The organism is Lutibacter maritimus, from assembly GCF_900116115.1.
GTDB classification, from domain to species: domain Bacteria; phylum Bacteroidota; class Bacteroidia; order Flavobacteriales; family Flavobacteriaceae; genus Lutibacter; species Lutibacter maritimus.
This window is the reverse complement of sequence record NZ_FOZP01000004.1, coordinates 51,741-78,189: the sequence shown is the minus strand read 5'-3', so window position 1 is coordinate 78,189 and position 26,449 is coordinate 51,741. Positions and strand designations below refer to the sequence as shown.

20 protein-coding genes are annotated in these 26,449 nt (G+C 29.7%); 15 read left to right on the top strand and 5 right to left on the bottom strand.

Annotated elements, in window-relative coordinates; genetic code table 11:
- Window positions 1-71 precede the first annotated feature (71 nt).
- The 5 genes from purU (at window position 72) to BM335_RS07535 (ending at window position 4,937) form a co-directional block, all read left to right on the top strand.
- Window positions 72-926, top strand: coding sequence for a formyltetrahydrofolate deformylase (gene purU, locus BM335_RS07555; RefSeq protein ID WP_090225008.1), 855 nt, complete (start codon window positions 72-74; stop codon window positions 924-926).
- Window positions 927-1,441: 515 nt separating this feature from the next.
- A complete protein-coding gene (locus BM335_RS07545; protein WP_090225003.1) occupies window positions 1,442-3,445 on the top strand; it encodes a urocanate hydratase in 2,004 nt (667 codons plus the stop codon).
- A gap of 15 nt (window positions 3,446-3,460) precedes the next feature.
- Window positions 3,461-3,994, top strand: a complete 534-nt coding sequence (locus tag BM335_RS07540) for a DUF4136 domain-containing protein (protein ID WP_090225001.1) — start codon at window positions 3,461-3,463, stop codon at window positions 3,992-3,994.
- 63 nt (window positions 3,995-4,057) lie between these two features.
- Window positions 4,058-4,231: a C1orf53 family protein gene (locus BM335_RS15730; protein ID WP_394332776.1), complete on the top strand. Its 174-nt coding sequence runs from the start codon at window positions 4,058-4,060 to the stop codon at window positions 4,229-4,231.
- A 1-nt stretch (window position 4,232) separates the two neighbouring features.
- Entirely contained in the window at window positions 4,233-4,937 is a 705-nt protein-coding gene (locus BM335_RS07535) for a DUF4197 domain-containing protein (RefSeq protein WP_090224999.1), read from the top strand.
- A 60-nt stretch (window positions 4,938-4,997) separates the two neighbouring features.
- Here BM335_RS07535 and BM335_RS07530 read toward each other — a convergent pair whose 3' ends face one another.
- Together BM335_RS07530 and pyrF are read right to left on the bottom strand one after the other, a co-directional pair.
- A complete protein-coding gene (locus BM335_RS07530; RefSeq protein ID WP_090224998.1) occupies window positions 4,998-5,804 on the bottom strand; it encodes an ABC transporter substrate-binding protein in 807 nt (268 codons plus the stop codon).
- Window positions 5,791-6,612 (bottom strand): orotidine-5'-phosphate decarboxylase, encoded by an 822-nt coding sequence (gene pyrF / locus BM335_RS07525; RefSeq protein WP_090224996.1) that lies wholly within the window; start codon window positions 6,610-6,612, stop codon window positions 5,791-5,793. The genes BM335_RS07530 and pyrF overlap by 14 nt, the downstream gene beginning before the upstream one ends.
- A gap of 75 nt (window positions 6,613-6,687) precedes the next feature.
- Between pyrF and BM335_RS07520 the strand changes: the two genes are divergently transcribed.
- The 4 genes from BM335_RS07520 to BM335_RS07505 all read left to right on the top strand — a co-directional run bounded on the left by BM335_RS07520 (window position 6,688) and on the right by BM335_RS07505 (window position 9,750).
- Complete coding sequence (locus BM335_RS07520; protein WP_090224994.1) at window positions 6,688-7,764, top strand: ABC transporter permease; 1,077 nt, start codon at window positions 6,688-6,690, stop codon at window positions 7,762-7,764.
- A 102-nt stretch (window positions 7,765-7,866) separates the two neighbouring features.
- The gene (tpiA, locus tag BM335_RS07515; RefSeq protein WP_090224991.1) at window positions 7,867-8,625 is read left to right on the top strand and encodes a triose-phosphate isomerase; all 759 of its coding nucleotides are present in this window, start codon (window positions 7,867-7,869) and stop codon (window positions 8,623-8,625) included.
- On the top strand, window positions 8,625-9,458 hold the full coding sequence (gene prmA / locus BM335_RS07510) for a 50S ribosomal protein L11 methyltransferase (RefSeq protein ID WP_090224989.1): 834 nt from the start codon (window positions 8,625-8,627) through the stop codon (window positions 9,456-9,458). The genes tpiA and prmA overlap by 1 nt, the downstream gene beginning before the upstream one ends.
- 16 nt (window positions 9,459-9,474) lie before the next feature.
- Complete coding sequence (locus BM335_RS07505) at window positions 9,475-9,750, top strand: ATP-dependent Clp protease adaptor ClpS (protein ID WP_090224987.1); 276 nt, start codon at window positions 9,475-9,477, stop codon at window positions 9,748-9,750.
- Between the two features lie 172 nt (window positions 9,751-9,922).
- Here the strand turns inward: BM335_RS07505 and BM335_RS07500 are convergent, their stop codons facing one another.
- Genes BM335_RS07500 through BM335_RS07490 form a run of 3 tightly spaced genes read right to left on the bottom strand, consistent with a single transcriptional unit; the run spans window position 9,923 to window position 13,474 of the window.
- On the bottom strand, window positions 9,923-11,464 hold the full coding sequence (locus BM335_RS07500) for an acyl-CoA carboxylase subunit beta (protein ID WP_090224985.1): 1,542 nt from the start codon (window positions 11,462-11,464) through the stop codon (window positions 9,923-9,925).
- 16 nt (window positions 11,465-11,480) lie between these two features.
- Complete coding sequence (accC, locus tag BM335_RS07495) at window positions 11,481-12,923, bottom strand: acetyl-CoA carboxylase biotin carboxylase subunit (RefSeq protein WP_090224983.1); 1,443 nt, start codon at window positions 12,921-12,923, stop codon at window positions 11,481-11,483.
- Window positions 12,924-12,961: 38 nt separating this feature from the next.
- A complete protein-coding gene (locus tag BM335_RS07490; RefSeq protein WP_245780638.1) occupies window positions 12,962-13,474 on the bottom strand; it encodes an acyl-CoA carboxylase biotin carboxyl carrier protein subunit in 513 nt (170 codons plus the stop codon).
- 288 nt (window positions 13,475-13,762) lie between these two features.
- Between BM335_RS07490 and BM335_RS07485 the strand changes: the two genes are divergently transcribed.
- From BM335_RS07485 to BM335_RS07460, 6 genes are all read left to right on the top strand, one after another.
- Complete coding sequence (locus BM335_RS07485) at window positions 13,763-14,074, top strand: isoamylase early set domain-containing protein (RefSeq protein ID WP_090224981.1); 312 nt, start codon at window positions 13,763-13,765, stop codon at window positions 14,072-14,074.
- Between the two features lie 561 nt (window positions 14,075-14,635).
- Window positions 14,636-16,219 carry a hypothetical protein gene (locus BM335_RS07480; RefSeq protein ID WP_245780637.1) on the top strand — a complete coding sequence of 528 codons (1,584 nt, stop codon included), beginning with the start codon at window positions 14,636-14,638 and terminating at the stop codon, window positions 16,217-16,219.
- Between the two features lie 85 nt (window positions 16,220-16,304).
- On the top strand, window positions 16,305-20,396 hold the full coding sequence (locus BM335_RS07475; protein WP_090224978.1) for a two-component regulator propeller domain-containing protein: 4,092 nt from the start codon (window positions 16,305-16,307) through the stop codon (window positions 20,394-20,396).
- A 221-nt stretch (window positions 20,397-20,617) separates the two neighbouring features.
- Window positions 20,618-23,632: a SusC/RagA family TonB-linked outer membrane protein gene (locus BM335_RS07470; RefSeq protein WP_245780636.1), complete on the top strand. Its 3,015-nt coding sequence runs from the start codon at window positions 20,618-20,620 to the stop codon at window positions 23,630-23,632.
- A gap of 72 nt (window positions 23,633-23,704) precedes the next feature.
- Complete coding sequence (locus tag BM335_RS07465) at window positions 23,705-25,234, top strand: RagB/SusD family nutrient uptake outer membrane protein (protein ID WP_090224974.1); 1,530 nt, start codon at window positions 23,705-23,707, stop codon at window positions 25,232-25,234.
- Between the two features lie 17 nt (window positions 25,235-25,251).
- Window positions 25,252-26,436, top strand: a complete 1,185-nt coding sequence (locus BM335_RS07460; RefSeq protein ID WP_090224971.1) for a glycoside hydrolase family 88 protein — start codon at window positions 25,252-25,254, stop codon at window positions 26,434-26,436.
- Window positions 26,437-26,449 lie beyond the last annotated feature (13 nt).

Genomic DNA, 26,449 nt, shown 5'->3' with positions numbered 1-26,449 from the left:
TATCTAACTTTTGTAAAGTTGTTAAAGACTAAAGTTATTTTGCATAATTTTGAAGTTTAATAAATGTAAAAATGAAACGAATAATAGTACTTATAAATTGCAATGATAGACAAGGAATAATTGCCTCTGTTACAAATTTTATTCAAAAACAAAATGGTAACATTGTATATATTGACCAGCATGTGGATAGAGAAAATTTAATGTTTTTTATGCGATTGGAATGTGAGTTTGCAAAAGCTACTTTTTCTGTTGAAAAATTTGAAGAAAATTTTGCTGAATCGTTTTCTGAAAAATTTAATATGAACTGGCAATTATTTGATGCGGATATAAAACCAAAAATGGCGTTATTTGTGTCTAAATATGAGCATTGTTTGTATGATATTTTAAGCAGATATAGTGCTAATGAATTGGATGTTGTAATTCCGTTAATTATAAGTAATCATCCTGATTTAGAGCATATTGCTAATAGTTTTAATATACCATATTATTATATAAAAGTTACAAAAGATACAAAAAAAGTTGCAGAAGACTTGCAGTTAAAATTACTTCAAGAATATAAAGTAGATTTTATTGTATTGGCAAGGTATATGCAAATTATTTCAAGCAAATTAATTGAAGATTATACCAACCATATTATTAATATTCATCACTCATTTTTACCAGCGTTTCCAGGTGCAAAACCATATCATTCTGCTTTTGAAAGAGGAGTTAAAATTATTGGAGCAACCAGCCATTATGTTACGGAAGATTTAGATGAAGGTCCAATTATTGAGCAAGATATTACACGTGTTACACATACAAATACTATTAAAGATTTTATTTTAAAAGGAAAAGATTTGGAGAAAATTGTACTTTCCAGAGCCATAAAATTACACACAAAACGTAAAGTAATGGTGTATAAAAACAAAACGGTAGTATTTATTTAAGATATTTTAAAAACGAATAGTGTTTTCTATTTTTTAAATATTTTAAATTATTTTCATTCATATAAGCTTCTCTTTCGAAGCTTATATTTTTATAAGCCTTGTTATGATTTTTATATTGGAAAAGGCGAATAAAATATTCAATAAAATACCAAATAAAAAAGAAAATCCAAAGCAACTCAATTTGTTGTTTTAAGTGAATTTTTTCGTGATTTATAAATATTTCATCAGTTTTTAAGCTTTTATATTTCAAGAAAATAAAAGGATAAATACTTAAGCCACAATATTTTTTAGGAACTATATGTTTAAAAATTACGATCATTTAATTGCAAGTTATTCAAAAATCAATCCAAATTGAACTATATTTGTAAAACACCAAATAAAAGAAATTATCTTGGACGTTTTTCACTTTAAATATAAAAAATGCATTGCATTAACTCATTTTAGAGTTGATATCCGTTATCCTTAGTTTTTTTAATTTTTTCAATGTAGAATTAATTAAAAATAAACCAATCAATATGACTTTTCAAGAAATTATACAACAAGGAATTCCTGCTGAATTACCTTCAATTAAACCATACAACACATCTATAAATCACGCGCCAAAGCGCAAAGATATTCTATCAACACCAGAAAAGGAATTAGCTATAAAAAATGCACTTAGATATTTTGATAAAAAGCATCATGCTATTTTAGCAAAAGAATTTGCTGATGAATTAAAAGAATTTGGTAGAATTTATATGTATCGTTTTCGACCAGATTATAAAATGTATGCAAGGCCAATAAGTGAATATCCCGGAAAATGTGAACAAGCAAAGGCAATTATGCACATGATTCAAAATAATTTGGATTATGCTGTTGCGCAACATCCACACGAATTAATTACCTATGGAGGAAACGGAGCCGTTTTTCAAAACTGGGCACAGTATTTACTTACGATGCAATATTTAAGTGAAATGACAGATGAGCAAACTTTGGTGATGTATTCTGGTCATCCAATGGGATTGTTTCCATCTCACAAAAATGCGCCAAGAGTTGTGGTAACTAACGGAATGATGATTCCTAATTATAGCAAGCCAGATGATTGGGAAAAATATAATGCGTTAGGAGTTACACAATACGGACAAATGACTGCTGGAAGCTATATGTATATTGGTCCTCAGGGAATTGTCCACGGAACTACAATTACCGTATTGAATGCTGGTAGGAAAATTGCAAAAAATAAGGAAAATTTATCAGGAAAATTATTTTTAACATCTGGTCTTGGAGGAATGAGTGGAGCGCAACCAAAAGCTGGAAATATAGCAGGTTGTATTACAGTTTGTGCAGAAGTAAATCCAAAAATTACTGAAATCCGTTTATCACAAGGTTGGATTGATGAAAAAATTTCAGATTTAAATCAATTAGTTGCAAGAGTTAAAAAAGCCAAAGCAAATAAAGAAGTGGTTTCAATAGCCTATTTAGGAAATATTGTAGAGGTTTGGGAAAAATTTGCTGATGAAAATGTGTATGTAGATTTAGGTTCCGATCAAACATCCTTACACAATCCTTGGGCTGGAGGTTATTATCCAGTAGGAATTTCTTTTGATGAAGCTAATGAATTAATGGCTTCAAACCCAGATTTGTTTAAAGAAAAAGTTCAAGAAAGTTTAAGAAGACAGGTAAAAGCAATTAATAAACACACAGCAAAAGGAACGTACTTTTTTGATTATGGAAATGCATTTTTGTTAGAAGCAAGTAGAGCAGGAGCTGATATTATGGGTAAAAATAACATCAATTTTAAATATCCTTCTTATGTGCAAGATATTATGGGACCAATGTGTTTTGATTATGGTTTTGGACCTTTCCGTTGGGTTTGCACAAGTGGCAATCCAACAGATTTAGAAAAAACCGATGCTATTGCTTGTAATGTTCTTGAGGGAATAATGAAAAATTCACCTGAAGAAATACAGCAACAAATGGCTGATAATATTCAATGGATAAAAGGGGCGCAAGAAAATAAATTAGTTGTGGGTTCACAAGCGCGCATTTTATATGCCGATGCCGAAGGAAGAACCAAAATAGCTGAAGCTTTTAATAATGCCATAAAAATTGGTGAAATTTCAGCTCCAATTGTTTTGGGAAGAGATCATCATGATGTTTCTGGAACGGATTCCCCATATAGAGAAACTTCAAATATTTACGATGGTTCGCAGTTTACAGCAGATATGGCTATACAAAATGTAATTGGTGATAGTTTTAGAGGAGCAACTTGGGTTTCAATACATAACGGAGGCGGAGTAGGATGGGGAGAAGTAATCAACGGCGGTTTTGGTATGGTTCTTGATGGAAGTAAAGAAGCGGAAAAGCGTTTAAAAAGTATGCTTTTTTGGGATGTAAATAATGGAATTTCTCGAAGAAATTGGGCGCGTAATGATGGTGCAACATTTGCTATTAAAAGAGCAATGGAAATTGAACCGAATTTAAAAGTTACGTTACCTAATTTGGTTGATGAATCTATTTTACACCAGTTGTTCAATTAGTTAAAAATTACACAAATGAAAATCTTCAAATTATTACCAGTTGCCCTGCTTTTTTTAGTAGCCTCATGTAGTTCTGTTAGAGTTACTTCTGATTATGATACTACCACCGATTTTTCAAAATTTAAAACTTTTGCGTTTTATAAAAAAGGAATTGACAAAGTAGAAATTTCTGATTTAGATAAACGTAGAATTTTAAAAGCAATTGAAAGTGAATTGTTAGCAAAAGGATTAACAATTTCTGAAGACCCTGATGTATTGGTAAATATCTTTACCAAATCAAGACAAAAAGTGGATGTTTATAATAATAATTCCATGTATTTTGGATGGCACCCTTGGTATTATGGTCCTAATTTTGGAACACATATATCAAAATATACAGAAGGCACATTGTTTGTTGATTTAATTGATGCAAAAACAAAAGAATTGGCTTGGCAAGGTATTGGAAGTGGCGCTTTAAATACTTCAGGTAATGTAACTAAAAAAGAAGAAAGAATTAAGGAGTTTGTTGCTGAAATAATGACAAAATATCCTCCAGGAATAGAAAAATAATTGAAAAAGAAACCAAAAGACGTTCTGAATTCTCAGAGCGTTTTTTTTTATATTTTTGCAAGTATGAATTTTATGAATACAACCCCTTTAGAAGAAGGAGATTTTTACTTTAACGAACAAGGTTATAGAGTTTTTACTGAACAATATCATTTAAAAAGAGGGTATTGTTGTAAAAATGGATGCAAACATTGCCCGTTTGGTTTTGATATAAAAACAGGACAATTTAAACAAAAATAAAATGATTAAAAAACTAGTATTATTAATTGCAATCTTTCAATTCTCAGCGTGTGCAGAGTTGCAACAAGTTGTTAATCAGTTACCTAGCGGAATGATTACCAACGATCAAATTGCCAATGGATTAAAAGAGGCATTAAATAAAGGAATTACAAACCAAGTTAGTAAATTGGCTGTAGAAGATGGATTTTTTAAAAATGAATTAACCAGAATTTTATTGCCAGAAGAATTGCAAAAAGTTGATAATACTCTACGTAAAATTGGTCTATCTAAATTAGCAGATGAAGGGCTGAAAGTGTTGAACAGAGCTGCTGAAGATGCTGTAGGTGAAGCGATTCCAATTTTTGTTGACGCTGTTAAAGGTATGTCTTTTACAGATGCTAAAAATATTTTGATGGGTGATAAAAATGCGGCCACAATATATTTGCAAAATTCTACATCAGATGCGTTATATCAAAAATTTAATCCAATTATTGCCAATTCCTTTCAAAAAGTAGGCGCTGATAAAATTTGGTCAGATTTAATTACAAAATATAACAATCTTCCATTGGTTAATAAAGTAAATCCAGATTTAACAGATTATGTTACTGGCGAGGCGCTAAAAGGCGTTTTTACCATGGTTGAAGTTGAAGAACTTAATATTAGAACAAAAGTGGCAAGTAGAACATCAGATTTATTAAAAAGAGTTTTTGCTTTGCAGGATAACTAAAATAGTTATAAAAATTATAACAAAAAAAGCCTTTCAATTTATTTTGAAAGGTTTTTTTGTTTAAAAATGACTTTCCAGTTTTTTATGTAATTGCTTAAAATAATCAAAAGCTAAAAGTATTCTGGAACCTGGCCAGCTAAACATTTCTCCATCTCCAAAAGCAGTTATCGATCGGTTTGTGAAAGATGCAATTTCTAGCGCATGTTCATCTTTAAATGGAAAAGGTTCCGATGATAAAATTACTACATCAGGGTCGCCTTCATGTCTAATTCTATTAATTTCAACTTTCGGGTAACGACTCATTGTATCATAAATGTTTTCAAACTTATTTAGTTGCAACATTTCATTTATATAAGTATCATTTCCAGCAACCATCCAAGGTTTTGCCCAAATAAAATAGGCCACTTTTCTAATTGGTTTATCTTTTATAAATTGCTTAAAATCTGCTAGTTTATATTCTATTTTGTGCGCTAAATTATCTGCTTCGGTGCGTCTGTTAAAAATAGAACCTAAGTGTAATATTAAATCTATAGAATCATTTAAATTGTTTACATCAGAAAAATATGTAGGAGCAATTTTTTCCAATTCTGGCAACATATCATAAGCGTTTTCCTCTTTGTTGCACAAAATAAAATCTGGATTTAAAGCCTTAATTTTTTCATAATCTACTTTTTTTGTACCTCCAACAATTTGTTTCGTAGATTTTAAATGATATGGATGAACACAAAATTTTGTAATTCCTACCAATTCATTTTCCAAAGCCAAATCGCATAATAATTCGGTTTGTGAAGGAACTAGTGATACAATTCTTTTTGGCGTATTTTTTAAAATAATTTCTCTACCAATTTGATCTTTAATTGTTTTCATTTAAAATTTGTTCCATTTCTTGTTGTAGTTTAAAAGCTTCATTTTTAGCAGCTTTAGCAAAATTTTCATCGTTCCCAGCATAAATAATTCCACGAGATGAATTTATTAGTAAACCACAATCTTTAGTTAAACCAAATTTGCAAACATCTTGTAAATTTCCACCTTGTGCACCAACTCCAGGAACTAATAAAAAGTGATTTGGTACAATTTTTCTGATTTCAGCAAAATAATCTGCTTTTGTTGCACCCACTACAAACATTAAGTTTTTAGGGTTTTGCCAAGTCAATGCAGTTTTTAAAACCTCTTTGTACAATTCTTGATTATCAGTTTTTAACCCTTGAAAATCTAAGCCACCTTTATTAGATGTTAAAGCCAATAAAATGGTTGTTTTATTTTTAAAAGCTAAAAAAGGCTCTACAGAATCGCTGCCCATATATGGTGCAACAGTTACAGCATCAAAATTTAAATCTTCAAAAAAAGCTTTGGCATACATGGCGGAAGTATTTCCAATATCACCACGTTTCGCATCGGCAATAGTAAATAATTCTGGATAATTTTTATTGATGTAATCAATGGTTTTACCCAAGGCTTGCCAACCTTTAATTCCGTAAGCTTCATAAAAAGCGGTATTTGGTTTGTAAGCTACAGCTAATTGATGCGTGGCATCAATAATTTGTTTGTTGAATTCAAAAATTGGATCTTCACAAGTTAATAAATGCTTTGGAATCTTTGTTAAATCAACATCTAAACCAATACATAAAAACGATTTTTTTTGTTGAATTTGTAAAATGAGTTCTTGTTTGTTCATAAGTTCAAATAAAGAGTTGTGCAAAAGTAGTAATTTTAATACTTTAAGTTATATTTGTTCATCAAATAAAACAATTTGTTTAGCTATATTTCAAATAAAATAGGATACGGAATTTTAACACTTTTAGGAGTGATAACTGTTATTTTCTTTTTATTTAATGTGCTTCCGGGTGATCCTGCGCGTATGATGTTAGATCAGCGAGAAGATACAGAGCAACTTCAAAATATTAGAAAAAAATATGGTTTTGATCAGCCATTAAGCACACAATATTTCTATTATTTAAACGATTTATCGCCAATTTCTGTGCATTCAAAAAATAGTGATAATTATACGTTTTTAAGTACTAATAAATATTCGTTTGTTGAGTTGTTTTCTTTTAAAGAAAAAACAGTGGTTTTAAAATATCCATATTTGCGAAAGTCGTTTCAAAAAAATGATAAAAATGTATCAGAAGTAATAGCAGAAACAATGCCTAACACTGCCATTTTAGCCATTTCGGCCATTACAATTGCCATAATTGTTGGAATCTTTTTTGGTATTTTATCAGCCCTTTTTAAAGATAGTTTTTTTGATAAAATAATATCAATAATTAGTACTTTAGGAATGAGTGTTCCTTCATTTTTTAGTGCTATTTTATTTGCTTGGTTATTTGGTTTTGTTTTACACAAATACACGAATTTAAATATGACTGGTAGTTTGTTTGAAGTAGATGATTTTGGTGAGAAAATATACATTCAATGGAAAAATTTAGTGCTTCCAGCAGTTGTTTTAGGGATTAGACCGTTAGCAGTTGTAATTCAATTAATGAGAAATTCTTTGTTAGAAGTTTTAACCCAAGATTATATTAGAACTGCCAAAGCAAAAGGATTATCAACCTACAAAATTATTAAAACGCACGCATTAAAAAATGCATTAAATCCGGTTGTTACTGCGGTTTCTGGATGGTTTGCATCTATGCTAGCAGGTGCGGTTTTTGTAGAATATATTTTTAATTGGAATGGTTTAGGTCGCGAAATTGTAAATGCTTTAAATACTTTAGATTTGCCAATAATTATGGGTAGTGTTTTAACCATTGCAACATTGTTTATTTTAATTAATATTTTTGTAGATATTATTTACGGAATGTTAGATCCTAAGATTAGATTAAAATAAATAGTTGAAATCGAAAACGAATTCGCAGTATATTGAAAGGAAGTTTTTTAAGGACTGCATTATTGATTAATTTTGTAGTTATAATTTAATATAATAGTAAAAATGAGACAAAAAATAGTAGCAGGAAACTGGAAAATGAATAATAATTTAGATGAATCTAAATCGTTAGTTAAAAAAGTAGCAAAAAGTGTTAAAAAGAACAAACTTAAAAACACAAGAGTAATTGTCGCTCCAACGTTTGTTAGTTTACAAAAAGTTGCTAGTAAAGCAAAAGGGACGAAAGTTGAAGTTGCTGCACAAAATATGCATTTTGCAAAAAACGGAGCTTTTACTGGTGAAGTTTCTGCAGAAATGTTAAAATCTGTTGGTGTTGAAATTGTAATTTTAGGGCATTCAGAAAGAAGAGAATATTTTGGAGAAACCGATGAAATATTAGCTAAAAAAGTGGATGCAGCTTTAGAAAATAAAATGGAAATAATTTTCTGTTTTGGTGAAGTTTTAGAAGATAGAAAATCTGGTAATCATTTTAAAGTTGTAGAAAGTCAATTAAAAAATGCTTTATATCATTTAGAAGCAAAATCTTGGAAAAATATAATTTTAGCATATGAGCCAGTTTGGGCAATTGGAACAGGTGAAACTGCTTCGCCAGAACAAGCACAAGAAATGCACGCGTTTATTAGAAAAATTATTGCAGATGAATTTAATGATGATGTAGCTGAAAACGTTTCAATTTTATATGGTGGAAGTGTAAAACCAAACAATGCACAGGAAATTTTTGGAAAGCCAGATGTTGATGGTGGATTAATTGGTGGAGCTGCACTTAATAAAGATGATTTTAAAGCGATAATTGACGCAATTTAATGGATAATATTTATATATCATATACATTTAAAATACACCCAAAAGAACCAGCAACCGAAATTTTGGTTGCTGAGTTGGGTGAAATTGGTTTCGAAAGTTTTGTGGAAAACGAAGAGGGATTAATAGCTTACATTCAACAAACAGATTGGAATGAAAATATTTTAAATGATGTTTTTATTTTAAATTCTGATCAATTTTCTATTTCTTTTGAAATGGAAGTAATTGAACAAACCAATTGGAATAGTGAGTGGGAGAAAAATTTCAATCCAATTCAAGTAGATAATTTGGTAAGTATTAGAGCACCATTTCACGAAAATCCAAATTTAAAATATGATATTGTAATTGAGCCAAAAATGAGTTTTGGAACCGGTCACCACGAAACAACTCATATGATGGTGCAACATTTGTTAGACCTTGATTTAACAAATAAAAAAGTGTTAGATATGGGTTGTGGAACTGGAATTTTAGCCATTTTTGCTGAAATGAAAGGAGCAAACCCTATTGATGCTATTGATATTGATAATTGGTGTTATCAAAATTCAATTGAAAATGTTGAACGTAATAATTGTTCAAATATTGATGTTTATGAAGGAGATGCATCGTTATTAATTAACAAAAAATATGATGTAATTATTGCTAACATCAATAGAAATATTTTATTGAATGATATGCAGGTATATATGAACTGTATAAATGATAATGGCACGTTATTATTAAGTGGTTTTTACCAAGAAGATATTACAATTATTGATGCAGAAGTATCAAAATATCAATTTAAAATAGATAAAATTATTGAGCGAAATAATTGGGTCGCTTTGAAGTATCAAAAATAATTTTTAGCTTAGCAAAATGAGTACACAAAGAAAAATACAGGAAGAGGTTGATGTTTTAGAAAAAGAAACAATTCAAAATGAAATTGTATTGTTTAATGATGATGTTAATACATTTGACCATGTGATAGATTCATTAATAGAAATTTGTGATCACACATTAGAGCAAGCAGAACAATGCGCAATCTTGGTTCATTATAAAGGTAAATGTACCGTTAAAACTGGTGAATATAAAGATTTAAAACCACGTTGTATTCAACTTTTAACAAAAGGTTTATCTGCAGAAATTATATAAAAAAAGTCAACATGCAAATGTTGACTTTTCTAAAAGAGTTACCTAACCAAAAGAACATCATAAATTAAAAATGAAAAAGATGTAACCCTTTAAATATTAGACGATAAAATTAAAGAATACTTACAAAAAAATCTCAAAATTAATTTTGAGGTTTTTTTTATTTTAAAGCATTTTATAATGGAATATTTCCATGTTTTCTATTGGGCCTAACAATTTCTTTTCCCTCAAGCATTTGAAATGCTTTTATTAATTTTCTTCTTGTGTTTTTTGGATAAATAACTTCATCAATAAAACCACGTCGTGCAGCTCTGTATGGGTCGGCAAATTTAAAAGCATATTCTGCTTCTTTTTCTTTCAATTTTTGTTCAGGGTTTTCAGCTTCTTTTATTTCCTTTTTAAATATAATTTCAGCAGCACCTTTTGCCCCCATAACGGCAATTTCAGCAGTTGGCCAAGCAAAATTCATATCAGCACCAATATGTTTAGAATTCATAACATCGTAAGCTCCGCCATAGGCTTTTCTGGTTATAACAGTAATTCTTGGCACTGTTGCTTCACTTAAAGCATATAATAATTTTGCGCCATTTTTAATAATACCATTCCATTCTTGATCTGTGCCAGGTAAAAATCCGGGAACATCTACTAATACTAATAATGGAATATTAAAACAATCGCAAAAGCGTGTAAATCTAGCGCCTTTTATAGAGCTATTTGCATCTAAACAACCTGCCAATTGCATTGGCTGATTTGCTACTATTCCAATACTTCTTCCTGCTAATCTTGCAAAACCGACAATAATGTTTTCAGCATAATCTTTTTGAATTTCAAAGAAAGAATTTTCATCAATAATTCCGTGAATTACATGGTGCATATCATATGGCTTGTTGGTATTTTCAGGAACTAAATTTTCTAGTTCTTCGCGTAACTCATCTTTAATTTCAAAAGGTATTTTTTTTGTTGTTTCTCTATTGTTTTGTGGGATGTAGCTGAGTAGTTTTTTAATATCATTTAAACATTCAATATCATTTGAGGATGTTAAATGAGCTACTCCAGATTTTGTTGAGTGTGTACTAGCACCTCCTAATTCTTCTGATGTAACTTCTTCATTTGTAACGGTTTTAACTACGTTTGGACCTGTTACAAACATATAACTTGTTTCTTCTACCATTATGGTGAAATCTGTCATAGCTGGTGAATAAACAGCTCCACCAGCGCAAGGTCCCATAATTGCGGAAAGTTGTGGAATTACCCCTGATGCTTGAACGTTTCTAAAAAAAATATCGGCATAACCACCTAAAGAGCGTACACCTTCTTGAATTCTTGCACCTCCAGAGTCATTTAAACCAATTATTGGAGCGCCAACTTTAACTGCCTGATCCATAATTTTACAAATTTTTTCGGCATGAGATTCCGATAGAGCTCCACCAAAAACAGTAAAATCTTGTGCAAAAACATATACCAATCTTCCATTAATTGTTCCGTAACCTGTAACAACTCCATCTCCAAAAATTAAATGATCTTCCATGCCAAAATCGGTACATCTATGTGTTACTAAAACACCCATTTCTTCAAAAGAATTTTCATCTAATAAATAATGGATGCGTTCTCTAGCTGTTAATTTTTTTTTGGCGTGTTGTTTTTCTATTCTAGCTTCTCCACCACCTAAATATGCTAAAGCAATTCTACTATTTAATTTTTCAATTTTAGATTCCATAGTATGGTATTTTAAATTAGGTTAAAGGAATTTTTAAGATTTTTTGCTCTTCAAGATATATTTTTAAGGCCATTTCAGCAGCAATTTTAGCTTCATCTTCAATTTCTTTTTGAAGTTTAGCTGCTGAATAATATTTTTTAACAAAATGTGTATTAAAATTTCCAGATTTAAAAGCTTCGTGTTGACAAACAAATTTTCCGAAAGGCAATGTTGTTTTGACTCCAACAATTTTATAATTGTCAATAGCGCCAATCATACGTTCAATGGCTTCTTCTCTGGTTTTTCCGTAAGTTATTAATTTTGATATCATTGGATCATAATAGATAGGAATTTCCATTCCAGCTTCAAAACCATTATCTACTCTAATTCCTTCTCCAACAGGTAATTGATAAGTATTTAACGTACCTACACTTGGTAAAAAATTGTTCATAGAATCTTCTGCATAAACGCGCAACTCAAGTGCGTGACCATTTATTTTTAAGTCTTCTTGTTTTATAGTTAATTTTTCTCCTCTTGCAATTTTAATTTGAAGTTCTACCAAATCTACGCCTGTAATTAATTCGGTTACAGGATGCTCTACTTGTAATCTGGTATTCATTTCAAGAAAGTAAAAGTTTAAATTAGCATCCATTAAAAATTCAACAGTTCCAGCTCCAATATAATTACAAGCCTTCGCAACTTTTATAGCTGCATCTCCCATTTTTTGACGTATTTTAGGAGTTAAAATAGATGAAGGAGCTTCTTCAATAACTTTTTGATGACGACGTTGTATGCTACATTCTCTCTCGAAAAAATGAAGCGTATTGCCGTAGTTATCAGCTAAAATTTGGATTTCAATATGACGTGGAGAAGTGATATATTTTTCAACAAATACGGAGCCATCTCCAAAAGCTGAAATTGCTTCGCTAATAGCTCGTTTCATTTGTGTTTCTAAATCGGCTTCTTTTTCTACAATACGCATGCCTTTACCTCCGCCACCTGCTGATGCTTTTATTAAAATTGGAAAGCCTATTTTTTTTGCTATTTCAATAGCTTCTTTTGGGTTAGTTACAGCCTTGTCTATTCCCGGAACCATTGGTATATTATAAGATTTAACGGCTTCTTTAGCTGCTAATTTGCTTCCCATAATTTTAATTGATTCGGATTCTGGACCTATAAAAATGAGGTTGTTTTTTTCTACTTGTTCGGCAAAATTTGCATTTTCACTTAAAAAACCATAACCAGGATGAATGGCATCAACTTGTAATTTCTTGGCTTCTTTTATAATGCGCTCACCAACTAAATACGATTTATTTGATGGAGCTTTTCCAATATAGACAGCTTCGTCTGCAAACCTAACGTGAGGAGCATTTCTATCTGCTTCAGAATAAACGGCAACAGTTTTAATTCCCATTTTTTTTGCAGTTTTCATAACTCTAATTGCTATTTCTCCTCTGTTTGCAATTAATATTTTTTTCATAATGAATGAATTTTATGAAGTTATAATTAAAAATGAATTTAGGCAAACTCTAACAAAAGTTGTCCTTTTTCAACAGTTTGATTTGCAGAAATTGAAATGCTTTTTATAATTGCATCTTTAGGTGAAGTTATTGCATTTTCCATTTTCATAGCTTCTAAAATTAAAATGGTTTCACCTTCTTTTACTGGTTGGTTTTCTTTAACTAAAACATTTAATATAATGCCAGGCATTGGTGCTTTTATGTTGTTTATTTTTTTTGATAAGCCATTGTGAAATCCCATTTCTTTTATAAGCATATCAAGTTTGTCAGAAATTTTTATTTGATAGCTATTGGAGTTAACAGAAATAGTATATTCTTTCAAATAGAAGTTATTTTTTTCTATGAGAATATTGTAAGATTTTTTGTTTTTTAAAACGTGAAATTCTGAGTTAGAGAGTTTAATTACATCTAATTTATTAGGATTTGAACTATTGAATTTATACTCTAAAGTTTCGTTTACGCACACTTTAAAATCACTATCCATAATTAGTTTGTTTTGGTTTATTTTCATAAAGTTATTGAATATTTAAATAGAATCATATTAAAAAATTGAATATTTCATTTTTTAAAGTGTTAATTGTGAGTGAAATATGTAAATAATATAAAATTAAAGATAGTATTGAATTTCTTAGTTATTGATTTTTAGGTAATTAAAATTTAATATATGTTAATTTAACATTAATAAAGCGTCTAAAACGTTTTCGAAGTTAATATTAAATATAAATAAGAAAAACATGTTGTGGAATTTTATGTTTTTTTAATTCAATTTTGTCGCTAATAATATTAACAAAATTTAGTTATGAGTTTAAAGAAGCAATTTTTAAAAAGTAAGCCAGTTTGTAAGGTAACTTTTTTAATTTCAGAAGAAGAGGCAAAAGGGGCAAATAAAGTAGAATTGTTAGGAGATTTTAACGATTGGAAATCTGAAGATGCAATTGAGTTAAAAAAGTTTAAAAACGGAACATTTAAAGTTACTATTGATTTAGAAACTGAAAAAGAATATCAATTTAAATATTTATTAGATAGTAAGCAGTGGGAAAACGATTGGGAAGCTGATAAATATGTTCATAGTGGGGTTGGATCTGAAGAAAATTCAGTTGTAATAGTTTAAAAATAAAACGGTTATAAATAAAAAAAAGAGAATTCGGGCGAATTCTCTTTTTTTTTACTACTAACTAAAAAAATCAAAAACATTACTTAAACTGATTAAGTAATTGAATTATGATGTAAAAATATCTGTATTTTTTAAGTTATTCTATGACTTTTATCAGTTAATTGAAAAATTATTGTAAATCTGTATTTTTCTTAACATTTGAACAATATTGTCTTCTGTGTTGTCGGAAATTAAAAACCACAAACCATAGTATTTTATCTCCTAAATTCATTTGCAATAATAACTGAAGTCGAATCCATTATTAGTTTAATAGTGTTAGAGTTTTATTTTCCTATTAAAATTATGTTGAACAATTTTATACCTAATTTAGGATAATTAGAACCTATAAAGTATCTAATTTTAAAATGAATTAAAATTCTAAATTAAATAGTACTTAAAGTTTAAATTATGACGGTACAAACTAAAAACACAATCAATTTTAACTTGCAAATAATTCTTAAATATTGGATTCTTTTTTTTGTTATTATTAATTATGAGACAAAACTATTTTCACAAAATTTGCCTGAAATTATCAACAATAAAAAAATTGCAACTGAAAATTATTTACCTGATTTTAGTTTTGCTGGATATCAATTTGGAGAAAAGCAAATTCCAAAAATATCAGAAAATATAATTTTAGCAACCGATTTTGGAGTGATCCCAAATGATGGTCTAGATGATTCAAAAAGCTTGCTGAAAGCAATTGAGGCAGCAAATAAAGTGCAAGGAAATGGTGTGTTACAGTTGCCTGCAGGTAAATTAATTTTAAGTACTGTTTTATATTTAGAACGAAGTAATTTTGTGTTACGTGGAGCTGGAACTGGAGAAGGAGGAACAGAGATTTTTTGCCCAAGGCCAATGATGTATTTTAAAAACCCAGCATCGTTAAATGAACTTCGTGAATATTTAGTAGAGTTTGATAAGCGCCAAATAGAAAAAGAAAATAATATTGATTTACCTTTTTCGCAATACGCTTGGTCTGGTGGGTTTATTTGGACTCAGGTACCAGGTGAACGCGTAAAATCCTATTTAGGGAAATATGATACTCCTCAAGTTGTTTTAGCAAAAGTTGTTGAAGGTAAAAGAGGTGAACATATTATAGAAGTTTCTGAAACAGACGGATTAAATGTAGGTGATGTTGTTCAACTCGAGTTGTTTAATACAGAAGGTGAACAAGGAGCAATTATTACAGATTTATATAAAAACACCAATGTAAAAGTTGGTTCACATCATTGGGCTTTTCCAACCTTACCAATAGTTCGTCAACAAGTAGAAATAACTGCAATAAACAAGAATAAAGTAACCATTAAATCGCCATTAACAATTTCAATAAAACCAAGTTACAAAGCACAATTAGTTGAATGGAAACATTTAAAAGAAGTTGGTATAGAACATTTTAAAATTACTTTTCCAAGTACTCCATATGTCGCACATCACGTAGAGCAAGGCTACAACGGTATTTTTTTAACGCGACTTTTTAATAGTTGGGTAAATGATATTGTAATAGAGAATGCAGAAAGTGGAATTTTAACAGAAGAAATTGCAAATGTTACCATTCAAAATATAGTTACACAAGGCTCAAATTTGGCACATTATACCGTTGCAATGGCTGGCGTACATAATGTGTTAGTAAAAAATTTAAGAGTTTATAATAAAGCTATACATCCTTTAAGTTTTAATACATTTTCAACTAAAAATGTATATCAACAATGTGAAGTGTTTGTAAATCCAGTTTTAGATCAACATTCTGGGGCAAATCATCAAAATTTATTTGATAATATTACGGTACATCTTTCACCACTTGAAAATAAGACCTATCCTTTGTTTGCAGGAGGAGGTGCAGGATATTGGAAACCAAGTCACGGATCATATAGTACTTTTTGGAATTTAAATGTGCAACTTTTTAGTAAATTAGATTTAAAAGTTCCTATAGAATTAAATGGGATGAAAGATGGCCCTTTTTCAAGAATTATTGGAGTGCATGGAAATCACTCTTTTGTTGTAAGATATGAGCCAAACTCCTATCAAGAATTTATAAATTTACCAATAAATTTAGAGCCTTCATTGTATAATTACCAATTAAAAAATAGAATTAAAAAGTAATATATTTATATGAATTCAATAAAAGCATTAAATTTAACTGTTTATCAAAAATTCATTTATTTTATAAAAATTGAATAACCCTTTAATGAATAGAAAATATATTTTAATTGTTGCATTGTTAATTATTTTTATTGATGGTTTTTGTCAAACTTCTAAAATTCGATTAAAAAACTTTTCCACATTTAATGGTCTTTCACAAAGTTCTGTTATAGCAATTCATCAAGATACATTGGGTCAAATGTGGTTTGGAACTAGAGATGGATTAAATAAATATGATGGAACAAACTTTACAGTTTTTAGAAACAATCCAAATGATTCTTTATCAATAAGTAATAATGATATTTTATCTATTGAAGAAGATGCTAAAGGAAATATTTGGGTTGGTACATATAACGGATTAAATTGTTTTAACCCGATAAGTAATACATTTAAACAATATTTTCACGCAAATAATAAACACACCATAAATAATAATACAATTTGGTGTGTAAAGGAAATTGAAAATGAAATTTGGGTTGGAACCTCTAATGGCTTGTCTATTATAAATAAAGATAAAAACAAAGTTTTAAATGTATTAAGTTCAAGTTCAGTAGAAAATAGTTTAACAGATAATTATGTTTTAAGTATTTTACACTTAAAAAATGGAAATATTTTCATAGGTACTGCAAAAGGTATTTGTAAATTAATAGATAGAAAAAACGATAAATTCAATTTTCAGCAAATAGCGTTAAATAATACTACGGAATCTTTTTTTGTGCAAGATATTGTTGAAGATGTAAAAGGTAATTTATGGGTTGGCACTAAATCAAATGGTTTATTATATTATAATACTACTTTAAATAAGTTTACATCGTATTTAACAAAAATTAAGGATGTTGATATTCGGTCTTTAACAATTGATAAAAATGGAACTTTATGGGTAGGAACATACAGTGGTGTTTGTACAATTGATAATAGTGGGACTGTGCAAACAGTTACTAGTAAACATCATGAATCATTAGATCTTGTAAAAGTTAAATCAATATTTACGGATAAAAAAGGATCTGTTTGGATTGGTACCTATTATAAAGGTGTTAATTTTTGGGACATATCAAATGTGAATTTTTCTAATATCAATGAAGATTCTGGCGAAATGGCGTTGGGATTTGATGTAATTAGTTCAATAGAAAAAGAAGGTGAAAATATATATTTTGGTACAGAAGGAGGTGGAATTACCATTATAAATACCAAAAATAATAATGCTAGTTACATAAACACAGATAATGCAACAGGGTTAACAAGTGATAACGTAAAATCATTATGCCTTACTAATAATGAATTGTTATGGATTGGCACTTTTACAGGTGGAATTTCAGTTTATAATATTAAAACACAAAAATTTGAAAACCATCGCATTTCAAAAACATTACAAGAATTATTGAAGCAAGCAGGTGTGTATTCAATAAAAAAAGGTGAAAATAACTATTTGTGGCTAGGTACTTTTGGTAAAGGTTTAATTAAATATGATACTAAAAGTAAGCTATTTGAAGAAGTTGGAATTCAAAATAATGCTAATAATACGCTGTCAAACAAAAGAGTAAGAACTATTTTAATTGATAAGAATAATAATATTTGGGTAGGAACCCAAAGTGGACTTAATTTACTGAAAGATTCAAAACTAAACAAAAACAAGTACAATTTAACACATTTCTTTTTTGATAAAGAAGTTGTTTCGGGAGATGATATTCTTTCTGTTTTTGAAGATAGTAAAGCGAAAATTTGGGTAGGCACAAAAGCAAAAGGATTATTTTTATTTAATGGAAAATCATTTGATAAAGTAAATATTAATGATATAAATTCCAATATTATATCCATTCATGCAATTGAAGAAGATTCAGAAAATAATTTTTGGCTAAGCTCTAACCAAGGAATTATTAAGTATAATCCTAGTACTAAAAAAACTATAATTTACGATCAAAAAGATGGTTTGGCAAGTAACGAGTTTAATGACAATGCTTCATTAAAAGCAGCAAATGATCGATTTTACTTTGGTGGTCCGGCTGGATTTTCATTTTTTGATGCAAAAAAAATTGCCGTAAATACCTATTCACCTCAAGTGCTATTAACAAACTTTTTTGTTAAAAATGAATTAATTAATGTAAGCGATAGTCAAAGCATCTTAAATAAAACAATTAATTATACCAAATCACTAATATTAAGTTACGATAAAGCTAATTTTTCAATTAATTTCTCCATTCCCAATTTTGTAAATTCAAATAACAACCAATACGCTTATAGATTGGTTGGGCTACAAAATGAATGGGTTACAACCACAAATACCGAAGCAAATTATACAATTCAAAATGCAGGAACTTATATTTTTGAAGTTAAAGGAGCTAATAATGATGGGATTTGGAATAGCATACCAACAACTTTAAAAATAGTTGTAAAACCAGCCCCTTGGAAAAGTGGTTGGGCATTTGCGCTATATACTTTATTAATTCTATTAAGTTTATATGGTTTGGCGTGGATAATGAAATCTAAGGCAAAATTAAAACATGAATTAGAATTAGAACATATTGAAACAAAAAGAAGTGAAGAAATTAACAATTCAAAATTACAATTTTTTACAAATATTTCGCACGAGTTTAGAACACCATTAACCTTAATTTTAGGTCCGTTGCAACAAATACTTTCAAATTACAACGGAAGCAATAGTATGTATAAAAAGTTATTGGTAATTGAAGGTAGCGCAAATCATTTACTACAATTAATTAATAGATTAATGGATTTTCGCAAGCTTGAAAATAATCAATATAAATTAGAAGCTGCAGAAGGTAATATTGTAAAATTTTTACACGAAATATTTTTATCGTTTAGCGAGTTTGCTAAAGACAGTGGCTACACTTATACTTTTAATTCTACAGATGATGAAATATTGGTTTATTATGATAGGTATAAATTAGAACGCGTTTTTTATAACTTAATTTCAAATGCTTTTAGGTATACCCCAGAAGGAGGAATCATTAATTTTAATGTTTTTAAACATAAAAATGAAATTTGTATTGAAGTTGAAGATACAGGTGTAGGAATTGCAGATGAATATATTGATAAAATTTTCGATCGTTTTTTTGAAATAGCAATTCATAACCATCCTCAAAAAAGTTATAATAAAGGAACTGGAATTGGGTTATCTATTGCCAAAAACATTGTAAAACTACATAAAGGAGCTATAAATGTAAAAAACAAAAAAACTAAAGGTGTAATTTTTAAAGTAACACTTCCTTTAGGTAAAGAGCATCTTTCTGAAAATGAAATTTTAAGCAATTTTAAAATTAGTGATGATGTCACGCAGTATGCATCACAGTTAAGTGTTCCTGAAATAGTAATTGATGGAGATGTTTCAGATTTTGAAATTAATCAGGAAAAATTTACAATTTTATTAGTAGAAGATAACAAGCCTTTAAGATCTTTTATGAAAAACTTGTTAAAAAAAGAATATAACATTTTAGAAGCTGAAAATGGTAAAATTGCCATGAAAAAAGCTTTAAAATTTGTACCAGATTTAATAATAAGTGATGTTATAATGCCAGAAATGGTTGGTACTGAACTGTGTGCAACTATAAAAGAAAATTTAAAAACAAGTCATATTCCAGTAATATTATTAACCTCAAGAACTTCATTAATTTATAAAGTTGAAGGTTTAGAAAGCGGAGCAGATGATTATATAAGTAAACCATTTAACTTAAAAGAATTTAAATTAAGAATTAAAAATTTACTCGATTCTACCCAACGGTTAAAAACCAAGTTTTCTAGTCAAGATACTCTAACACCTAGTGAAATTACCGTGTCATCATTAGATGAAGAATTGCTTAAAAAGGCTTTTAAAATAGTGGAAGACAATATATCAAATGAATTATTTGATATTCCTTTATTTTGTGAAGAATTAGGAGTGAGTCGCACTTTGCTCTTTACAAAAGTTAAAGCTTGGACAAATTTTACTCCAAATGAATTTATTCAAGAATTTAGATTAAAAAGAGCAGCTCAATTATTAGAACAAAATAAAATTAATGTTTCACAAGTATGCTTTAAAGTGGGTTTTAAAAACCCAAAATATTTTAGCAAATGCTTCCAAAAAAAATACGGATTAACACCAACACAATATACCAATAAATTTACCAATCAAATTTTAGAATAAATCTAAAACGCCATATTTTAAGGGTTTATAATAGCAATTTTGAATTTTTGTATACCCTATTTTGAACGTTTAGATCCTTTGGGCTAGTTAAATTTGTACCATTATGAAACTCAATAAAACTAAAATTCGAACCATTCAATTTATTCTAGTAATACTAGTTATTACTCTGAGTTTATTAATTATCAGTTTTAGTTAAATTTTAACCAAATTAAATTATGTGTATGCAAGTATTAAAAAAAATTAAGTCAGTAAATTATTTTTTACTGGGACTCTTTTTTCTTGTAGGAGTCAGTGTAAATGCTCAACAAAAAAGCATTTCTGGAAAAGTTACATCCAATGATGATCCACTAGGATTGCCAGGTGTTAACATTATTATAAAAGGAACAACTATGGGAGTTTCCACCGATATGGATGGGGCTTTTACAATTAATGTACCAGATAATAATGCTGTATTAGTATTTAAATATATTGGGTATGTCACAAAAGAAGTAACTGTGGGTACAAATCAAACTATAAACGTTGTATTAAGTGCAGATGTTAGTAATTTAGATGAAGTAGTTGTAGTTGGTTATGGTTCTGCTAAAAAAAGTGATATAACAGGTTCTGTATCTTCAGTAAAATCTGATGAGTTAAACGCTTTTCCTGTTTTAAGTGCTGAACAAGGTTTACAAGGTAGAGCTGCCGGAGTTGTTGTGCAATCAAACAATGGTGCTGAACCTGGCGCACCAATTTCAGTTAAAATTAGAGGGAATACTTCTATTGGAGCTAGTAGTGCAGCTTTAGTTGTTGTTGACGGTTTTGTTGGAGCAAGTTTGCCACAGGCTTCAGACATTGAATCTATTGAAGTGTTGAAAGATGCATCTGCAACTGCAATTTATGGTTCAAGAGGAGCAAACGGAGTAATTTTAGTAACCACTAAAAAAGGAAAAAAAGGAAAATTAACTGTTGAAATAAATAGCTCATTTGCAAGTCAAACAATTTCAAAGCAGTTAGATTTACTAAATGCTGATCAATTTGCCGCTTACCAAACAAAAATTAATCCTGGTTATATACAAGGTCCAGCAAATACAGATTGGCAAGATCTTATTTATACAAATGGAAATACAGCAAACCACCAATTATCATTTTCAGGTGGTTCGGATAATGTTAATTTTTATGTGTCTGGAACATATTTTGATCAAAAAGGTGTGGTAATTAACTCCGGTTATGAACGTTTCTCTTTTTTAAGTAATGTTGATGCGCAAGTAACTGATAAATTAAAATTAGGTTTCAATTCTTTTGGTAGTCGTGGAATTAAAGATGGAGTATCAACTCAAGCAAGTACTGGAGGAAGAGGAAGTGGTGATGTTATTTCTATAGCCTATAGATTTGCACCAGATTTAGGGATTTTAAATGCAGAAGGTGAAAATACTTCTAATTCTGTAGGTGATGATGTTGATAATCCTTATGCTATTGCATCTGAAAGTATTGATCAAACAAAAACTGATAATTACAGAGCTAATTTTTATGCAGATTATGAATTAATAGAAGGATTGTCTTTTAAAACAACATTTGGCTTTAGTACTTTAAATAGAACAAGAGGTACATTTAAACCTTCTTCATTAGTTACAACAGCTGGTGGACAAGGTGGAATTGCAGCTATAGCAAACACTAAAGAAACAGATATATTAAGTGAAAATTATTTAACGTATAAAAAAGAGTTGGGTAAAGGAAATTTAACCTTATTGGCAGGTTACTCTTATCAAAAATCAACAGGAGAAAGATCTACTGCAGGAGCTCAAGGTTTTATTAGTAACAGTGTTTCTTTTTACAATCTAGGAGGTGGATCAACACCGCTTATTCCAACATCATCTTTAACTGAAACCGAAATCGTTTCGCAGTTTGGAAGATTAAATTATGATTATGATGATAAATATTTAGTTACATTTACTGCAAGACGTGATGGTTCATCAAATTTTGCTAAAAATGAAAAATACGCATTTTTCCCTTCTGGAGCATTAGGTTGGAAATTATCAAGTGAAGATTTTTTAAAAGATAATACAACAATTTCAAACCTAAAATTAAGAGCTAGTTATGGTGTGACAGGAAATCCTTCAATAGAGCCATATCAATCTTTAGCAAGCTATGAAAATATTTACGCAGTTGTTGGAGATAAAACGGTAAATGCAATTGTACCATATCAACTTTCTAACCCAGATTTAAAATGGGAATCTTCTTATCAAACAAATTTTGGTGTTGATTTAGGGTTACTAAATAATAGAATTTCTTTATCATTAGATTATTATAATATTGATACTAAAGATGTTATTTTGGGAGATACTTCAGTACCGGAATATGTTGGATTTTTAAATTTAACTACCCTAAAAAATATTGGAGAAATTAATAACAAAGGGTTTGAAATTACTTTAACAACTAGAAATGTTTCAACCGATGACTTTTCTTGGACTACAGATTTTAACTGGGCAAGAAATAGAAATAAAGTTGTTAAATTAATAAATGGCGATGATATATTTTTAGATTCAGCACCAGGACATTTTTTACAAGATGAAACACATATATTAAGAGAAGGTGAAGCCGTTGGTTTATTTTATGGATATGAATATTTAGGTGTAAATCAAGGAGGAACATTACCTACAGGAACAGCTAGTTTTACAAATGAAGCCGGAGAAGAATTATTTGCAGACCTTAATGATGATGGTAAAATAACAACTGCAGATAGAAAAATAATTGGAGATCCTAATCAAGATTGGACGGCTGGGTTAAACAATACGTTTAAATATAAAGAATTTGATTTATCAGTATTTTTTCAAGCAGCAATAGGAGGAGATATTTTTAGTTACACAGCGTTAGAATTAGCTTCAGGAGGTGCAAATGCTACAACAGAAGCTTTAAATGCTTGGACACCAACGAATACAAATACAAATGTACCATCGGCTAAAGTTAGGGGTAAAAGAATAACTTCAAGATTTGTGTATGATGGTAGCTATGTGCGTCTTAAAAATTTAGCATTAGGCTACAATTTACCTTCAGATATTTCTGAAAAATTAGGAATGGATAAAGTGCGTTTGTCTTTAAGTGGACAAAATTTATTAACAATTACAGATTATCCTGGTACTGATCCAGAAGCCAGTTACCAAAGTCAAGGAAACCAAGGTAGTAACGTAAATCAAGGTTTTGATTATGGAAATTATCCGAATATAAAATCGGTAACTTTTAGTATTAACTTAAAATTTTAAGGAGTATTAAAAATAAAAAAACTGTATAAAACAGTATTTTAAGAAATAATTTCAGATTAAAAAATTAAAAAAATGACAAAATTTAGATATATAATATACGCACTTACATTAGTAATTTTTGCGTGTTCAGATTTAGAGGAGGAACCAGTTGGTTTACTGGCTCCTGAAGGATTTTTTAAGTCACCACAAGATGTTCAAACTGTTATAAATGGTGCTTATGGTAATATGGCTACAGAGGCTTTTTGGGGTAGAAAATTATCATTGCCCTTAATGTTAAGAAGTGATATGGTAACCATTGGAGATGTTGGGACAGCAGCTCGACGAATTGATCACGATAGGTTTACAGTATCAGCTGATAATGGAATGATAACTGCATTTTGGCCAAAATCATATCAAATTATTGCAGGAGCAAATGAAGCTATAGCAGGAGCTGAAAGCCTTGGTTTAGCTGATGAGGAGATTAACCCAGTTGTAGCACAAGCGTATTTTGTGCGTGCATATACATATTTTCATTTGGTACAATTATTTGGAGATATACCATATTTAGATACACCTGTAGATAATTTAGAGGAGGCAACTAAAATTTCTAAAACATCTGAAGCAGAGGTTTATACAAATATAATTGCAGATTTAAAATTTGCTAAAGAGTGGTTGCCAGACAATCAACCCACAAGAGCATTGCCTTCTAAAGCAGCAGCAGCAGGTTATTTAGCATCAGTATATTTAACAATGGGAGATTTTCCTAATGCATATACAGAAGCAAAATACGTTATTATAAATGAAGCAAAATTTAATTTAGAATTAGTTGCAGATTTTCAAGATTTATTTGATGCTACTAAGCAACAAGGCCAAAAAGAATCTTTATTCTCAATAGATTTCAACGGCTTTTCTGATGGAGATACGGGTAGAGATTATCAAGGAGCATTAACAGGAATTAGAGCTAATGAAAGAACTGATGGTAGAACCGAAATTGGAGAAGGATGGTCAGTTGCTGTGCCTTCTGTGAAGGTTTATAACACTTGGGATGGAAGAGATTATAGAAAGCATGTAAGTTTAGATACTATAGGGGTATTTAAAGGTGTTGTTCAGCCATTCTCCTACTTCCCAACAGCAAGCGCTTTAAATATTGCAAGTGCATATTGCGCTAAATATACTCGATTTCCAGGTGCAGTTTCACTTGGTAATGCTCGCGGAACTGAACAAAATTATTCACAAATGCGTTATGCTGAAGTATTGTTAATTGCAGCTGAAGCATTAAACGAAACATCTCCAGGAACTACAGAAGCAAATGGTTATGTGAACCGAGTTAGAGCAAGAGCAAGAAATAGAGCAGGTGTACTAACTAATTTTCCTGCGGATGTTCCTACAATGTCTCAAGACGCATTTAGAACCATGGTTTTAGAAGAACGTAAATGGGAATTAGCTTTTGAATTTAAAAGATGGTATGATATTAAAAGAAGAAACTTAGGCCCTCAAGTTTTTGGAGCTGCTGGTTTAGAAAATCAAACAGGTTTTGATCCAACTAGAGATTATTTATTACCATTGCCATCAGATGAGCTACAAAGAAATCCTAATTTAATGCCTAATAATCCAGGGTATTAATTTGATGTAAATAAACCATGAATAAAATTAGTTATTATATAATTATGCTTGGGTTTACAGTGCTTTTAATAGCCTGTAAATCCAAGGGTAATTCTGAAAATTTAACGAGTCAAAATACTATTGAAAACTTACTTGAATTACGATACAAAATGCTTTTAGACTATCCGTTAGATTCTACTGCATTTCCTCGTAACATGAATGTAATAACCGGTGAAATAAAAAAAGTTCCTTCAAAAGATTGGACTAGTGGATTTTTTGCTGGTAATCTGTGGCAATTATATCAGCTTACAGATGATGTTACATACAAGAATAAAGCTAAAAAATGGACGGCTTTTATTGAAAAAGAAAAATTTAACAATCGCACACATGATATGGGATTTAAAATTTTTTGCAGTTTTGGGAAGGGTTTAGAAGTTGAAGAAAATGAAACTTATAAAAATATTATTGTTAAAAGTGCACAAACATTAAGTACTAGATTTAATGAAAAAGTTGGCGCAATAAGGTCTTGGGATTTTAATAAAGATATTTGGGAATTTCCCGTAATTATAGATAATATGCTAAACTTAGAACTACTTTTTGAAGCTACTAAAATTTCAGGAGATAGCACGTATCATAATATTGCAGTTAAACATACAAATACAACATTAAAAAATCACTTTAGACCAGATAATAGTACTTGGCATGTTGTTGTTTACGATACCATTACAGGTCTTGCAAAAGATAAAGTGACACACCAAGGTTTTAATGATGAATCTGCTTGGGCAAGAGGTCAATCTTGGGCAATTTATGGGTATACTATGTCGTATAGATATACAAAAGATGCTGCATATTTAAAACAAGCAGAAGCAACCGCAAACTTTTTTATAAATCATAAGAATTTACCAGAAGATGGTATTCCATATTGGGATTTTAATGATCCTAATATTCCAAATGCAGCTAGAGATGTATCAGCTGCAACAGTTACTGCATCTGGTTTAATTGAATTATATGGATTTACAAAAAATGAGGTGTATTTAAATTTTGCTAGTAAAGTTTTAAAGTCTTTAAATACAGAAAAATATATTTTAAATGAAAATGTTGATGGCCCTTTTATCTTTGATCATAGTACAGGAATTTGGCCAAAAAATGAAGAAATTGATGAACCTATAGTATATGCAGACTATTATTATTTAGAAGCTGTACTAAGAAAAAAAGCACTTTAGTTTATGACACAAA

Excerpts from the sequence above, each read along its gene's own strand:
- BM335_RS07530 (WP_090224998.1), bottom strand. The coding sequence starts at position 5,804 with ATGAAAACAATTAAAGATCAAATTGGTAGAGAAATTATTTTAAAAAAT.
- purU (WP_090225008.1), top strand. The coding sequence starts at position 72 with ATGAAACGAATAATAGTACTTATAAATTGCAATGATAGACAAGGAATA.
- BM335_RS07460 (WP_090224971.1), top strand. The coding sequence starts at position 25,252 with ATGAATAAAATTAGTTATTATATAATTATGCTTGGGTTTACAGTGCTT.
- BM335_RS15730 (WP_394332776.1), top strand. The coding sequence starts at position 4,058 with ATGAATTTTATGAATACAACCCCTTTAGAAGAAGGAGATTTTTACTTT.
- BM335_RS07535 (WP_090224999.1), top strand. The coding sequence starts at position 4,233 with ATGATTAAAAAACTAGTATTATTAATTGCAATCTTTCAATTCTCAGCG.
- BM335_RS07490 (WP_245780638.1), bottom strand. The coding sequence starts at position 13,474 with ATGAAAATAAACCAAAACAAACTAATTATGGATAGTGATTTTAAAGTG.
- tpiA (WP_090224991.1), top strand. The coding sequence starts at position 7,867 with ATGAGACAAAAAATAGTAGCAGGAAACTGGAAAATGAATAATAATTTA.
- BM335_RS07540 (WP_090225001.1), top strand. The coding sequence starts at position 3,461 with ATGAAAATCTTCAAATTATTACCAGTTGCCCTGCTTTTTTTAGTAGCC.
- BM335_RS07545 (WP_090225003.1), top strand. The coding sequence starts at position 1,442 with ATGACTTTTCAAGAAATTATACAACAAGGAATTCCTGCTGAATTACCT.
- prmA (WP_090224989.1), top strand. The coding sequence starts at position 8,625 with ATGGATAATATTTATATATCATATACATTTAAAATACACCCAAAAGAA.
- BM335_RS07465 (WP_090224974.1), top strand. The coding sequence starts at position 23,705 with ATGACAAAATTTAGATATATAATATACGCACTTACATTAGTAATTTTT.
- BM335_RS07470 (WP_245780636.1), top strand. The coding sequence starts at position 20,618 with ATGCAAGTATTAAAAAAAATTAAGTCAGTAAATTATTTTTTACTGGGA.
- accC (WP_090224983.1), bottom strand. The coding sequence starts at position 12,923 with ATGAAAAAAATATTAATTGCAAACAGAGGAGAAATAGCAATTAGAGTT.
- pyrF (WP_090224996.1), bottom strand. The coding sequence starts at position 6,612 with ATGAACAAACAAGAACTCATTTTACAAATTCAACAAAAAAAATCGTTT.
- BM335_RS07500 (WP_090224985.1), bottom strand. The coding sequence starts at position 11,464 with ATGGAATCTAAAATTGAAAAATTAAATAGTAGAATTGCTTTAGCATAT.
- BM335_RS07485 (WP_090224981.1), top strand. The coding sequence starts at position 13,763 with ATGAGTTTAAAGAAGCAATTTTTAAAAAGTAAGCCAGTTTGTAAGGTA.
- BM335_RS07475 (WP_090224978.1), top strand. The coding sequence starts at position 16,305 with ATGAATAGAAAATATATTTTAATTGTTGCATTGTTAATTATTTTTATT.
- BM335_RS07505 (WP_090224987.1), top strand. The coding sequence starts at position 9,475 with ATGAGTACACAAAGAAAAATACAGGAAGAGGTTGATGTTTTAGAAAAA.